At 68.6% G+C, this 12,792-nt stretch carries 13 protein-coding genes; 3 read left to right on the plus strand and 10 right to left on the minus strand.

Annotated elements, in window-relative coordinates; all coding sequences use genetic code 11:
• Positions 1 to 20 precede the first annotated feature (20 nt).
• Complete coding sequence (locus tag ACDP63_RS03245) at positions 21 to 932, plus strand: LysR family transcriptional regulator (RefSeq protein ID WP_024843343.1); 912 nt, start codon at positions 21 to 23, stop codon at positions 930 to 932.
• Here the strand turns inward: ACDP63_RS03245 and ACDP63_RS03250 are convergent.
• From ACDP63_RS03250 to coxB, 10 genes are all read right to left on the minus strand, one after another.
• Complete coding sequence (locus ACDP63_RS03250; RefSeq protein WP_024843344.1) at positions 895 to 2,295, minus strand: FAD-binding oxidoreductase; 1,401 nt, start codon at positions 2,293 to 2,295, stop codon at positions 895 to 897. The genes ACDP63_RS03245 and ACDP63_RS03250 overlap by 38 nt on opposite strands.
• Positions 2,295 to 2,876, minus strand: coding sequence for a GNAT family N-acetyltransferase (locus tag ACDP63_RS03255; protein ID WP_024843345.1), 582 nt, complete (start codon positions 2,874 to 2,876; stop codon positions 2,295 to 2,297). The genes ACDP63_RS03250 and ACDP63_RS03255 overlap by 1 nt, the downstream gene beginning before the upstream one ends.
• A complete protein-coding gene (locus tag ACDP63_RS03260) occupies positions 2,876 to 4,141 on the minus strand; it encodes a M16 family metallopeptidase (protein ID WP_024843346.1) in 1,266 nt (421 codons plus the stop codon). The genes ACDP63_RS03255 and ACDP63_RS03260 overlap by 1 nt, the downstream gene beginning before the upstream one ends.
• Positions 4,138 to 5,526 carry a threonine synthase gene (gene thrC, locus ACDP63_RS03265; RefSeq protein WP_024843347.1) on the minus strand — a complete coding sequence of 463 codons (1,389 nt, stop codon included), beginning with the start codon at positions 5,524 to 5,526 and terminating at the stop codon, positions 4,138 to 4,140. The genes ACDP63_RS03260 and thrC overlap by 4 nt, the downstream gene beginning before the upstream one ends.
• A gap of 9 nt (positions 5,527 to 5,535) precedes the next feature.
• Positions 5,536 to 6,207, minus strand: a complete 672-nt coding sequence (locus ACDP63_RS03270; protein WP_024843348.1) for an SURF1 family protein — start codon at positions 6,205 to 6,207, stop codon at positions 5,536 to 5,538.
• 65 nt (positions 6,208 to 6,272) lie between these two features.
• Positions 6,273 to 7,097: a cytochrome c oxidase subunit 3 gene (locus ACDP63_RS03275; protein WP_024843349.1), complete on the minus strand. Its 825-nt coding sequence runs from the start codon at positions 7,095 to 7,097 to the stop codon at positions 6,273 to 6,275.
• A gap of 34 nt (positions 7,098 to 7,131) precedes the next feature.
• Positions 7,132 to 7,716: a cytochrome c oxidase assembly protein gene (locus tag ACDP63_RS03280; protein WP_024843350.1), complete on the minus strand. Its 585-nt coding sequence runs from the start codon at positions 7,714 to 7,716 to the stop codon at positions 7,132 to 7,134.
• Complete coding sequence (locus ACDP63_RS03285) at positions 7,713 to 7,970, minus strand: hypothetical protein (protein ID WP_024843351.1); 258 nt, start codon at positions 7,968 to 7,970, stop codon at positions 7,713 to 7,715. Before ACDP63_RS03285 ends, ACDP63_RS03280 begins: the two co-directional genes overlap by 4 nt.
• Positions 7,970 to 8,887 (minus strand): heme o synthase, encoded by a 918-nt coding sequence (cyoE, locus tag ACDP63_RS03290; RefSeq protein ID WP_024843352.1) that lies wholly within the window; start codon positions 8,885 to 8,887, stop codon positions 7,970 to 7,972. Before cyoE ends, ACDP63_RS03285 begins: the two co-directional genes overlap by 1 nt.
• Positions 8,888 to 8,896: 9 nt before the next feature.
• Positions 8,897 to 9,793 carry a cytochrome c oxidase subunit II gene (coxB, locus tag ACDP63_RS03295; RefSeq protein WP_024843353.1) on the minus strand — a complete coding sequence of 299 codons (897 nt, stop codon included), beginning with the start codon at positions 9,791 to 9,793 and terminating at the stop codon, positions 8,897 to 8,899.
• Between the two features lie 160 nt (positions 9,794 to 9,953).
• On the opposite strand from coxB, the gene tldD reads away from it, so the two are divergent.
• Entirely contained in the window at positions 9,954 to 11,375 is a 1,422-nt protein-coding gene (gene tldD, locus ACDP63_RS03300; protein ID WP_024843354.1) for a metalloprotease TldD, read from the plus strand.
• A 104-nt stretch (positions 11,376 to 11,479) separates the two neighbouring features.
• Positions 11,480 to 12,733, plus strand: coding sequence for a DNA-processing protein DprA (gene dprA / locus ACDP63_RS03305; protein WP_374326787.1), 1,254 nt, complete (start codon positions 11,480 to 11,482; stop codon positions 12,731 to 12,733).
• Positions 12,734 to 12,792 lie beyond the last annotated feature (59 nt).

Raw genomic sequence — 12,792 nt, forward strand, 5'->3', positions numbered from 1 at the left:
GTCGCCGATGCGGGGATGGAATGGACAGGATCGACGGCATCCGCGCCTTTGTCGCCGTGGTCGATGCCGGCTCGTTCACCCGGGCGGGCGAGCGGCTGGGGATCTCGAACAAGCTGGTCAGCAAATATGTCGCGGCGCTGGAGGGGCAGCAGGGCGTCACGCTTCTGAACCGCACCACCCGCGCCCTGTCGCTGACCCCCGCGGGCGAGCGTTATCTGGCGGCGGCCCGCCGGGTGCTGGCGGCGGTCGAGGAACTGGACGCGCAGGCCCATGCCGAGGACGGCGTCCTGACCGGGCGGCTGCGCATCAGCGCCCCGGTGGCCTTCGGCGAGATGTTCGCCACCACCCTGACCCGCGACTTCACCGCCGGCCATCCGGGGATCGAGATCGACCTGAACCTGACAGACCGCTATGTCGACCTGGCGGCCGAGGGCTTCGACCTGGCGCTGCGCATCGGCCAGCTTGCCGATTCCAGCCTGATCGCCCGCCGCATCGGCCAGGCCGAGGCCTGGGCGGTGGCAAGCCCCGCCTATCTGGACCGGCATCCGCGCCCCGCCCGCCCCGAGGATCTGCGCGAGCATGCGAATATCCGCGACAGCAATACGCAGAATCCCGGCCGGGCGATCTTCCTGATCGAGGGCAAGGCGGTCAGCATCCCCCTGCCCGGCCGCATTACCGTGAACAGCGCCCAGGCAGTGCGGAAGCTGGTGCTGGAGGGCGAGGGCGTGGCGCTGATCCCCAGCTTCGTCGTGGCGCAGGACGTGGCCCAGGGCCGGCTGCAGCGGCTTCTGCCGGATTTCCAGCGGCCGCAGCTGGACATCCAAGCACTGTATCTGCCGCAGCCCTTCATGCCGCCGCGGCTTTCGGCCTATCTGGACCACCTTCGGGCGCGGCTTACGCCTCTGCTGAAAGCACCGCGCCCGGATTCATGATGCCCAGCGGGTCCAGCGTGGCCTTGATCGCCCGCATGGCCTCGAGGCGCGCCGGATCGCCCCAGCGTTCCAGGTCGCCGACCTTCAGCCGCCCGACCCCGTGTTCGGCCGAGAAGGAGCCGCCGCGATCCACCACCATCTGATGCACCAGAAGCGACAGCGCCTTGCGCCGGTCGTCGTAATCCGCGCGATTGCGGCCGGGCGCCGGGAACAGGTTGTAATGCAGGTTGCCGTCGCCCAGATGCCCGAAGCAGTTGATGCGCAGCCCCTCGCCCGCAAGCCGCGCGCCCGCCTCGCGGATGAAGCCGGCGATTTCCGACAGCGGCAGGCTGATATCGTGGCTCGCGACGGCGCCGATGCGGCGGTTCGCCTCGGGGATATGTTCGCGCAGATGCCAGAAACCGGCCGCATGCGCCCCCGATTGCGCGATCACCCCGTCGGAGACCAGGCCGCGCTCCATCGCGTCGACCAGCAGCCCCTCCAGCGCCGCCTCGGGGGCCAGCCCCTCGGGCAGGCCGACCTCGATCAGCACCGACCATTCGGCGCCGGGCAGCGGCTGGCGGATCTCGGGCAGCACCTCGGCCAGGAAGGCCAGCCCCTGCCCGCCGATCAGCTCGAAGGCGGTGACGCCGCCGGCCATGCGCCCCTCGGCCAGCGACAAGAGCGTCAGCGCCGCCTCGGGCGAGGGCACCTGCAGCATGGCGGTGCCGATCCCCGGCGGCGGCACCACCAGCTTCAGGCTGGCGGCGGTGACGATGCCCAGCGTGCCCTCGGCCCCGATCAAGAGGTCGCGCAGGTCATAGCCGGTATTGTCCTTGCGCAGCCGCTTCAGGTCGTGGACGACCGAACCGTCGGGCAGCACCGCCTCGATCCCCAGGCAAAGCGCCCGCGCCGTGCCATAGCGCAGCGCGGTGACGCCGCCGGCATTGGTCGCAAGGCAGCCGCCGATGGCCGCGGTGCCCTGGCTCGCCAGCGACAGCGGGAACAGCCGCCCCGCCGCCTCGGCCGCGTCGCGCACGGCCTGCAGGGTCATGCCGGCCTCGGCCACCAGCACGTTTTCTTCGGGCCAGATGCCGCGCAGCGCGGTCATCCGCTCCAGCGACAGGATCAGTGGCGCCGGCCCCTCGGGCATCACCTGGCCCGAGACCAGGCCGGTGCCACCGCCGCGCGGCACGATGGCGACGCGAGCCTCGGCGCAGGCGCGGACCACGGCGGCAACCTCATCGGTATTGCGCGGCGCGGCGACCAGCCCCGCCTGTCCCCGCCAGCGGCCGCGCGGCTCCTCCAGATAGGCGGGCGCGACCTCGCGCAGCACGCCCTCGGGCAGCGTCGCAGCCAGCGTCTCGTCGGCAGGGTTCAGCATCAGCGCACCTCGGTCTTGCCACGCCGGTCGTGGCGCAGGTTGGCGTAAAGCACATGGTTGCGCCAGCGGCCGTTGATCTGCAGGTAGCTTTGCGCCACCCCCTCGTATTTGAAGCCGGAACGTTCCAGCACGCCGCGCGACGGGGTGTTTTCCGGCAGGCAGGCGGCCTCGATCCGGCTCAGGTCCATCTCGGTGAAGGCATGCTGGACCAGCGCACCGATGGCCTCGCGCATGTAACCCTGCCGGGCGAAGGGCTGGCCGATCCAGTAGCCGATGGTCGCCGATTGCGCCGGGCCGCGGCGGATGTTGTCCAGCGTGATCGCCCCCAAGAGCGCCCCGTCGCGCCGGATCAGGAACAGGGGCAGAGCCGTGCCGTTGCGGCTGGCGCGCTGCGCCCAATAGACCCGGTTGGTGAAGCCGCGCTTGGTCAGGTGGTCGGGCGCCCAGACCGGCTCCCACGGGGTCAGGAAGGCGCGGCTTTCGGCCCGCAGCGCGGCCCATGGGGCGAAATCCGCATGGGCAGGCAGGCGCAGCACCATCCGCTCGGTTTCCAGGCGCGGCGGACGGCGGCGCGAGAACATCAGGCGGCGAGCCTTTCGGCCAGCACCTCGCGCGTGGGCGCGCCCGCGACCGGCCCGTAAAGCGCCAGTGCCGGGCGGGCATGGGCGATCAGACGCTCGGCATGGGCGCGGATGTCGGCCACGGTCACGGCGTCGATGCGCTCGGCCACCTCGGCCGGGTCCGGCACCCGGCCCCAGATCGCCAGCGACCGCGCCATGCGCTCGGCCTGGCCGGTCGGGCTTTCCAGCCCCATCAGCAGCCCGGCCTTGAGCTGGGCGCGCGCGCGGGCCACCTCGGCCTCGGTCATGTCCTCGGCCGACCGCTTCAACTCGTCCACGGTCAGCGTCGCCAGGTCGGCGATCTGCTCGCCCGAGGTGCCGGCATAGATCGTCACCATGCCGGTATCGTCGTGGAAACCGGACTGCGCGAAGATCGAATAGCACAGGCCCTTTTCCTCGCGCAGCTTCTGGAACAGGCGCGAGGACATGCCGCCCCCCAGCGCCGAGGTCCAGATCTGCGCGGCATAGAAATCCGGCGCCTGATAGCCCGGCCCCTCGAAGGCCAGCGCGAAATGCGCCTGCTCCAGCCCCTTGACGCGGCGCGCCTCGGCGCCCTGCCAGCGGGCGGGCTCGCGCGTGGTCAGCTTGCGGGCCGGCAGATGGCCGAAGATCGCCTCGACCTGGCGCAGGATGCGGTCATGGTCCACCGCACCGGCGGCGGCGACGATCATGCGCTCGGGACCGTAATGCTCGGTGATGAAGCCCGACAGGTCGGCGCGGTCGAAGCGGCTGACCCGCTCGGCCGGGCCCAGGATGGTGCGGCCCATGGGCTGGTCGGGATAGGCCGCCTCTTGCAGCCAGTCGAAGATCACGTCGTCGGGCGTGTCCAGCGCCTGGCCGATCTCTTGCAGGATCACGCCGCGCTCGACCTCGATCTCGCGCTGGTCGAACACCGGGTTCATCACGATGTCCGAGATCACGTCCAGCGCCAGCTCCACGTCCCCCGCCAGCACCCGCGCGTAATAGGAGGTCACGTCGCGCGAGGTATAGGCGTTGATATAGCCGCCGACATTCTCGATCGACTCGACGATTTCCAGCGCGCTGCGCCGCGCCGTGCCCTTGAAGGCCATGTGTTCCAGGAAATGGGCAATGCCGTTCTGCTCGGCGCGCTCGTCGCGGCAGCCGGCATTGACCCAGATGCCGATGGCGGCGGAGTGCAGGCCGGGCATGTCGCGGCTGACGACGCGCAGGCCGTTGGGCAGGGTGCTGATGCGGATCTGATTCAAGCTGTTCTCCGTTCAAGGATCAGCGATTTAATGGCCTCGGCGTCGTTTGCAATCCGGGTGATGCGCTCGTCGCGGTCGAAAAGGTCGGCCATATGCGGCGGCAGGGGCGGGCGGATGCCCACGGCCGCCTCGACCGCGTCGGGGAATTTCGCCGGATGCGCGGTGGAAAGCGAGATCATCGGCACGCCCGGCCGCAGATGCTCGCGCGCCACCTTCACCGCAACGGCGGTATGCGGGCAGATCACCTCGCCCGTCTCCTCGCGGATGGTGGCGATCATCGCCATCGTCTCCTCTTCGGAGGCGCGGCCCGAGACATAGGTCTCGCGCAGCGCCTGAAGTGCGCCCTGGCTGATGGCGAAGCCGCCGGATTTCAGCTCTTCCATCAGCCGCGACACGGCATTGCCGTCGTGGTCGTAGGCCAGCCACAGCGCGCGCTCGAAATTCGAGCTGACCTGGATGTCCATCGAGGGGCTGATCGAGGGCCGGGCGGTGCCGACGCGGTATTCGCCGCTGGTCAGCGCCCGGTGCAGGATGTCGTTCTGGTTGGTGGCGACGACCAGCTTGCCGATGGGCAGGCCCATGGCCTTGGCGATGGAACCGGCGAAGACATCGCCGAAATTCCCGGTCGGCACGGTGAAGTCCACCTCGCGCCGCGGCGCGCCCAGGCTGACGGCGGCGGTAAAGTAATAGACGATCTGCGCCAGCACCCGCGCCCAGTTGATCGAGTTGACGCCGGCAAGCCCGACCGCATCGCGGAAGCCGTGGTCGTTGAACAGATCCTTGAGCCGCGCCTGGCAATCGTCGAAGGTGCCGTCCACCGCCAGCGCATGGACGTTGGCGTCGGCGGGCGTGGACATCTGGCGGCGCTGCACTTCGCTGACGCGGCCATGCGGATACATGATGAACACATCGACGTTCGACAGGCCGCGGAACGCCTCGATCGCGGCCGAGCCGGTATCGCCCGAGGTCGCGCCCAGGATCGTGACCCGCTGCCCCGAACGCGCCAGCGCCAGCTGGAACAGCTGGCCGATCAGCTGCATGGCGAAATCCTTGAAGGCCAGCGTGGGGCCGTGGAACAGCTCGAGCAGGTGATGGCCCGGCGCAAGCTGGACCAAGGGCGCGCGGGCGACATGGTCGAAGCCATGATAGGCCCGCGCGATGGCATCGCGCAGTTCCGCATCGCTGAAGCTTTCGCCGACGAAGGGGCTGGTGACGCGGCGCGCGACCTCTTCATAGGGCAGGCCCTCGAAGCGGGCAATCTCGTCGGCCGAGAACATCGGGATCGCCTCGGGCAGGTACAGCCCGCCGTCGCGCGCCAGCCCGGTCATCATCGCCTGTTCGAAGTCCAGGACCGGAGCCCGGCCCCGTGTCGAAACGTAACGCATCGCGTCCCCCTAGTATTGCCGCTGCCTGATACGCCAGATCAGCGCCACTGTCATCCCTGCCCAAACCGCAGCGATCATGAACCATTGCACGGCATAGCTCAGGTGGTTGTTCGGAATGCCCTCGACCGCCACCGGGATCGGCCGCACCCCCTGGGCATCGCCGCGGACCTCGGCCGCGACCACCAGGATCGGCTCGGTCCCCAGCTGCGCGGCCATGGCCGGCACGTCGCGGGCGAACCAGACGTTCTCGGCCAGGTTGGGCGCGGGCGTGGCGCTGCCCTTCTCGTCGGGCCAATGCAGGTTGCCCGCCACCTCCAGCCGCGTGGGCGGGCGCGGGTCGCGCTTGTGGTCCTGATCGACGAAGCCGCGGTCGAGCAGGATCCGGCGCCCGTCATCGGTCAGAAAGCCCGAGACGATCTGATAGCCGCCGCCCGCCTCGCGCGTGCCCGACAGCACGTCGATCTCCTCGCCCGTGGTCTGGCCCGAGACCAGCACCGGCAGGTATTTCATCGACGGGTCCACCGCCGCCGGCAGGGGCACGGGGGCGCCCTCGATCCTTTGCTGGATCTGCGCGATCAGCCCCTCTTTCCAGTCCAGCCGCTGAAGTTGCCAGATGCCCAGCGAGATCAGGATGGCGCAGCCCAGCACGCCGACGATCAGCGGGAACAGGTAACGGCGCATGGGCGGGCCTCCAAAGCAAACGGCGCGGGAACATCTGCCCCGCGCCGTGGAAATGTCAGTCGGGATCAGCGGCCCCAGATATAGATCACGACAAAGAGGAACAGCCAGACCACATCGACGAAGTGCCAGTACCAGGCGGCGGCCTCGAAGCCGACGTGCTGCTGCTGGGTCATCTGGCCCTTGAGCAGGCGGATCAGGCAGACGAACAGGAAGATCGTGCCGATGATGACATGCGCACCGTGAAAGCCGGTGGCCATGAAGAAGGTGCCGGCATAGACCGTGTCGGCCAGGCCGAAGGCGGCATGGCTGTATTCATAGGCCTGCAGCCCGGTGAAGCAGATGCCCAGGATCACCGCGACGATCAGCCCGTTGATCGTGGTCTTGCGGTCGCCGTCATGCACGAAGGCATGGTGCGCCCAGGTCACGGCGACGCCCGAAAGCAGCAGGATCAGCGTGTTGATCAGCGGCAGGTGCCAGGGATCGAAGGTGACGATGCCCTCCGGCGGCCAGACGCCGTCCTTGATCGGGCTGTCCGGCCCCATCGGATACATGGCGTTCTTGATGAAGGCCCAGAACCAGGCGACGAAGAACATCACCTCGGACATGATGAACAGGATGAAGCCGTATTGCAGGCCGATGCGCACCACCGGGGTATGCTCGCCCGACTCGCCCTCGTTGACGACATCGACCCACCAGCCGAACATGGTGTAAAGAACGGCAGCCAGGCCGATCAGGAACATCCACGGCCCCTCGACCGGCAGCCCCAAGACCGTGATTCCCTTCATCCAGGCGACCGCGCCAGTCAGCATCACGAAGGCGCCGATCGCGCCGAGGAAGGGCCAGATCGAGGGCGGCAGGATCTGATAATCGTGGTTCTTTACATGGGCCATGGCTGCGTTCCCGGCTGTTGCTGGTTCTTGTTGCTCAGTTTACGGTCGGTTCCGTTTTCGCGTCCAGCGCCGCCTGTCTGGGCGCGGGAGGATCGGTCCGGTGGAAGGTATAGGACAGGGTGATGTCGCGGATCCGGCCCGCGTCGCGATCGTTGACCAGGTCGGCATCGACGAAGAAGCTGACCGGCATCTCGACCCGCTCACCCGGTTGCAGGGTCTGCTCGGTAAAGCAGAAGCATTCGATCTTGTTGAAGAAATAGCCGGCGGCATCGGGCGCCACGTTATAGCTGGCGGTGCCGGTGACCGGCTGGTCGGTATTGTTGATCGCCTCGTAGAAGGCAATGGCGTTCTCGCCGATCCGCAGTTCCATTTCCCGCTGCATGGGGCGGAAGGTCCAGCCGAGGTTGCTGTCGGCATTGGCGTCGAAGCGCACGCGGATCTTTTCCTCCAGCACGGTGTCCGAGGCGGACTCGGCCACGTTGGTCGTGCCGGCAAAGCCCGTCACCTGGCAAAACCAGGAATAAAACGGCACCGCCGCCCAGGACAGCGCGCCCATCACCACGACGACGCCGGCCAGCATGGCCACGGTGCGCCCGTTCGACCTCGGTTTCCCGCTCATTGGCTTGCCTCCTGATGGGCCGCCGGCGTGCCCGGCGCTGCGACCGGGGCGGCATTGGGGGCCGGCGGATCGGGATCGGGCGGCAGCATCGAGGCGCGCGGGCGGTGGTCATAGCCCTGCATCATGTCGCCCTGGGTGATCTTGACCACCGAAAGGCCAAAGACCAGCGCCACGAAACCCAGCAGCACGACCAGAAGCCCGATGTTGCGGCTGCGGCGGCGCTTGTGCAACTCGTGTTCGACCTGGGGCAGCATCACCACCCCCCGATCCAATGCTGCACCAGCAGCGCCAGGAAATGCAGGAAGGTGTAATAGAGCGACAGGCGGAAATAGCGTTTCTCGACCCGGTAGCCATCGGCCTGTGCCTGGTCCTCGCTGCGGCGCAGGATCTGCCAGCCGCCGGCGATGAACAGCAGGTTCAGCACCGCCGAGACCGCCAGGTAGAGCGGCCCGCCGACCGAGGTGAAGCCCAGCCAGATCGCAAAGGGCGCCAGTACCAGCGTATAGGCGAAGATATGGCAGCGCGTTACCTTGCGGCCATGAGTCACGGTCAGCATGGGCACGCCGGCCTTGGAATAGTCGTCCTTCATGAACAGCGCCAAGGCCCAGAAATGCGGCGGCGTCCAGAAGAAGATCAGCGCGAACATCAAGAGCGACTCGAGGCCGATGCCGCCGGTGGCGCAGGCCCAGCCGATCATCGGCGGAAAGGCCCCCGCGGCACCGCCGATGACGATGTTCTGCGGCGTCGAGCGTTTCAGCCAGATCGTGTAGACCACGGCATAGAAGAAGATGGTGAAGGCCAGGAACCCGGCCGCGAACCAGTTCGCCGCCAGCCCCAGCATCATCACCGACAGGCCCGAGAGCGCGATGCCGACCGCCAGCGCCTCGCCCGAGGAGACGCGGCCCGAGGGCACGGGACGGCCCGCGGTGCGGCGCATCACCGCGTCGATGTCGGCGTCATACCACATGTTGAGGGCACCCGAGGCCCCGCCCCCCAGCGCGATGAACAGCACCGCGCAGAAGGCAACGAAAGGGTTGACCGGCTGCGGGGCGATCCACAGCCCGACGAAGGCCGTGAACACCACTAGCGACATGACGCGCGGCTTCAGCAGCGCCACATAATCGCCGAAGCCCGCCTCGGCGGGCCCCTCGTATGCGTTGATATCGGCCACGGCCCGGCCTTACTCTGCCGAGGCCAGCTTGACGGGGCTGGCGGGCAGGTAGTCCGAGGCGTCGGCGGCGAATTCCTCTTGCGCGCCGGCAAGCCAGGCGTCGTATTTCTCCTGGCTGACCGCCTTGACCACGATGGGCATATAGGCGTGGTTAATGCCGCAAAGCTCGGAGCACTGGCCGAAATAGACGCCTTCCTGGTCGACCGAGAACCATAGCTGCGCGATGCGGCCCGGCACGGCGTCCTGCTTGACGGCAAAGGCGGGCACGGTCCAGGCGTGGATCACGTCGGTCGCCGTCACCTGCACCAGAACCTTCTTGCCGACCGGAACCACGACGGCATTGTCAGTGGCCAGCAGGTATTCGTCCTCGGAATAACCGGCATCGGCCAGGGCTTCCTTCTCCAGCATCAGCGCATCGAAGGCGACGCCGTCGTTGGGATATTCATAGGACCAGTACCACTGGTGGCCGATGGCCTTGATGACCAGGTCGGGATCGTTCGGCATCTCCTGGCTGCGGAACAGGATCGGCAGCGAGAAGGCGCCGATGGCGACCAGGATCAGCACCGGGACCAGGGTCCAGATCACCTCGATCGGGGTGTTGTGGGTAAAGCGCGCCGGCACCGGATTCGCCCGGCGGTTGAAGCGCACGATGCAGATCAGCAGCAGCAGGCAGACGAAGATCGTCACGGCCGTGATGATGTAGAGTACGAAATGATCCAGCCATTGCTGATCCTGCGCCAGCGGGCTCGACGCCGGCTGGAAGTTCATCCCGCCATTCACCGGCTTGCCGATCACCGGCAGATCGCCCAGCACGTCCTGCGCCAGGGCCGGCACGGCCGCCAGTGTCGCAACTCCCAGGCTCATCACCGCCGCCACCCCGCGGCGCTTGGTCGCAATTGCCATCATCCCATCCCGTTGCCTATTATGCCACCGGCAGGCCCCTGTCCCGGAGCCACCAGCATTCGGTCCTGCACCAGAACCATATCTTACCCCGACGGGCAAGCCATACCTATCGACTTCTTGCCAAAAAAGCCCTAGGCCGGTCCGCATGACAAGGACCGGTTCCATGACAGACGTTGCCTTTTCGCCCTTTCGGACGCATCTCGATCAGGACCGCGCGCTGCGTATCCTGCGCGACGCCCTGGCGGGGGCGGATGACGGCGAGCTTTTTCTGGAACGCGCCCGGTCCGAGGCGCTGGTCTTCGACGACGGAAGGCTGCGCACCGCCAGTTATGACGCCGAACAGGGTTTTGGCTTGCGCGCGGTGCGTGGCGAGGTGACGGGTTACGCCCATTCGACCGAGATCGACGAGGCCGCGCTGAAGAAGGCGGCCGAAACCGTGCGCCTGGCCGTCGGCGCCGGCGGCGGCACGCTGGCCCTGCCACCGCAAGGCGAAATCCGGCCGCTTTATGCCGCCATCGACCCGGCCGAAGAGGTGCCCTTTGCCGCCCGCGTCGCATTACTGCGGCAAATCGACGCATTCGCCCGCGACCTGGATCCGCGGGTGGTCCAGGTCTCGGCCAGCATCGCGACTTCGGTGCAGGAGGTGGCGATCCTGCGCCCCGAGGGCGGGCTGGCCACCGACATCCGCCCCATGGCGCGGCTGAACGTCTCGGTCATCGTCGAATCGAACGCGCGGCGCGAAACCGGGACCGCGGGCGGCGGCGGGCGCATCGGCCTTTCCGGCCTGGTCGCGCCCGAGCATTGGCAGGGGCTGGTGCGCGAGGCGCTGCGCATCGCGCTGGTCAACCTGCGCTCGGTGCCCGCGCCCGCGGGTGTGATGGATGTGGTGCTGGGCCCCGGCTGGCCCGGCATCCTGCTGCACGAGGCGGTGGGCCACGGGCTCGAGGGCGATTTCAACCGCAAGGGGCATTCCGCCTTTGCCGGGCTGATGGGCAGGCGCGTCGCCGCGCCCGGCGTGACCGTGGTCGACGACGGCACTATTCCCGACCGGCGCGGCTCGATCTCGGTCGATGACGAGGGCACGCCCCCCGGCCGCAACGTGCTGATCGAGGACGGGATCCTGGTCGGCTACATGCAGGACCGGCAGAATGCCCGGCTGATGGGGGTCGCCGCCACCGGCAACGGGCGCCGGCAGAGCCACGCCCATGCCCCCATGCCGCGCATGACCAACACCTTCATGCTGGCGGGGTCCGAGGATCCGGCCTCGATCCTGGCCGGACTGGAGGACGGGATCTATGCGGTCGGCTTCGGCGGCGGGCAGGTGGACATCACCAACGGCAAGTTCGTGTTCTCCTGCACCGAGGCCTATCGGGTCAAAAACGGCCAGGTGGGCGATCCGATCCGCGGCGCGACGCTGATCGGCGACGGCGCGACCGCGTTGCAGCAGATCCGCGCCATCGGCAACGACCTGTCGCTGGATCCGGGAATCGGCAATTGCGGCAAGCAGGGACAATGGGTTCCGGTCGGCGTCGGCCTGCCCACGCTGCGCATCGGCGGGCTGACCATCGGCGGATCGGCCGCCTGAATCGCCTTGATTCCAATGGGTTGAAGAAATTCTTCGCCGGCTAACCCATTCTTAACCTTTGCCATGCGATGTTTCGGCCTGCGGATCAGGCAGAGGCATGGAACATGATGGCAAGGCAGCTTTCCTTGGACCCCCACCACGGACCCCGCCCAAAAGGGGAGGGGCTTGCCGCCTTGCGCCTCATCCGTTCCCGCAAGGTGGGGCCGGCGACCTTTCACCGGCTGCTGGGCGAACATGGCAGCGCCCAGGCGGCGCTGGCCGCCCTGCCCGCCATGGCGCAGGCCGCGGGGATCCAGGATTACACCCCTTGCCCCCTTTCGGTCGCCGAGGCCGAGATCGCGGCCGGCCGGCGCGCCGGCGCCCGGCTCGTGACCTGGGGCGACCGGGATTATCCCGCCCTGCTGCGCGAGGTGGCCGAGGCGCCGCCGGTGCTGTGGCTGCGCGGCGACATGGCGGTGCTGGACCGCGTGCCGGTGGCGGTGATCGGGGCGCGCAACGCCTCTTCCCTTGGCCTGCGCATGGCGCGCGGCATGGCCGCAGGCCTGTCGCAATCGGGCGCGGCGGTGATCGCGGGACTGGCGCGCGGCATCGACACCGTCGCGCATGAAGCCGCGCTGCACGGCGGCACCATCGCCGTCATGGCCGGCGGCATCGACATGATCTATCCCGGCGAAAACGCGGCCCTGGCCGAGGCGATCTGCGAAACCGGCCTGCTGATGACCGAACAGCCGCCCGGTACCGAACCGGTGGCCCGGCATTTCCCCGCCCGCAACCGCATCATCTCGGGCCTGTCGCGCGCCGTGGTGGTGATCGAGGCGGCGCATCGCTCGGGCAGCCTGATCACCGCGCGCTGCGCGCTGGACCAGGGGCGCGAGGTGATGGCGGTGCCGGGGCATCCGATGGATGCGCGGGCCGCCGGCTGCAATGCGCTGATCCGCGACGGTGCGCTTCTGGTGCGCAATTCGGCCGATGTGTTGGCGGCGCTGCAATCGAACGGCCCCAGGGTCGCCCAGCCGGCGGCGGCAGAGCAACCCGCGGCAGCAACCCCTGCCCCCGTCCCTGTCGCCCCGTCGGCCGGGCGGGTCACGCAACCCGCCGCCGTCACCCGCCGGCTTGCGGAACTGGGTCATGGCATCCCGCGCCAGGTCGTCACGGGCCGGCCGCGCGACGCCGGCGGGCCGGTGGACCTGGAGCGGCGGATACTGGCGCGGCTGAGCCCCAGCCCGACCGAGGAAAACATGCTGATCCGCGACCTGGGAGTCCCGGCCGCCATCCTCGCCCCCGCGATCCTGGCGCTGGAACTGTCGGGCCGGGTGCAGCGCATGGCAGGCGGCCGGCTGGCGCTGAGCGGCGGCTGAGGCCCTCGCCGCTCCGATCACGGGGCAGTCACGCGCTTGTTGGGGAACCGCACCGATCG

The sequence above is a fragment of the Paracoccus sp. P2 genome, from assembly GCF_046335115.1.
Lineage (GTDB): Bacteria > Pseudomonadota > Alphaproteobacteria > Rhodobacterales > Rhodobacteraceae > Paracoccus > Paracoccus pantotrophus.

What these genes read in the sequence shown, in the direction of transcription:
- ACDP63_RS03245 (WP_024843343.1), top strand. Translation starts at nt 21, where the DNA reads ATGGACAGGATCGACGGCATCCGCGCCTTTGTCGCCGTGGTCGATGCC.
- ACDP63_RS03250 (WP_024843344.1), bottom strand. Translation starts at nt 2,295, where the DNA reads ATGCTGAACCCTGCCGACGAGACGCTGGCTGCGACGCTGCCCGAGGGC.
- ACDP63_RS03255 (WP_024843345.1), bottom strand. Translation starts at nt 2,876, where the DNA reads ATGTTCTCGCGCCGCCGTCCGCCGCGCCTGGAAACCGAGCGGATGGTG.
- thrC (WP_024843347.1), bottom strand. Translation starts at nt 5,526, where the DNA reads ATGCGTTACGTTTCGACACGGGGCCGGGCTCCGGTCCTGGACTTCGAA.
- ACDP63_RS03270 (WP_024843348.1), bottom strand. Translation starts at nt 6,207, where the DNA reads ATGCGCCGTTACCTGTTCCCGCTGATCGTCGGCGTGCTGGGCTGCGCC.
- ACDP63_RS03275 (WP_024843349.1), bottom strand. Translation starts at nt 7,097, where the DNA reads ATGGCCCATGTAAAGAACCACGATTATCAGATCCTGCCGCCCTCGATC.
- ACDP63_RS03280 (WP_024843350.1), bottom strand. Translation starts at nt 7,716, where the DNA reads ATGAGCGGGAAACCGAGGTCGAACGGGCGCACCGTGGCCATGCTGGCC.
- ACDP63_RS03285 (WP_024843351.1), bottom strand. Translation starts at nt 7,970, where the DNA reads ATGCTGCCCCAGGTCGAACACGAGTTGCACAAGCGCCGCCGCAGCCGC.
- coxB (WP_024843353.1), bottom strand. Translation starts at nt 9,793, where the DNA reads ATGATGGCAATTGCGACCAAGCGCCGCGGGGTGGCGGCGGTGATGAGC.
- tldD (WP_024843354.1), top strand. Translation starts at nt 9,954, where the DNA reads ATGACAGACGTTGCCTTTTCGCCCTTTCGGACGCATCTCGATCAGGAC.
- dprA (WP_374326787.1), top strand. Translation starts at nt 11,480, where the DNA reads ATGATGGCAAGGCAGCTTTCCTTGGACCCCCACCACGGACCCCGCCCA.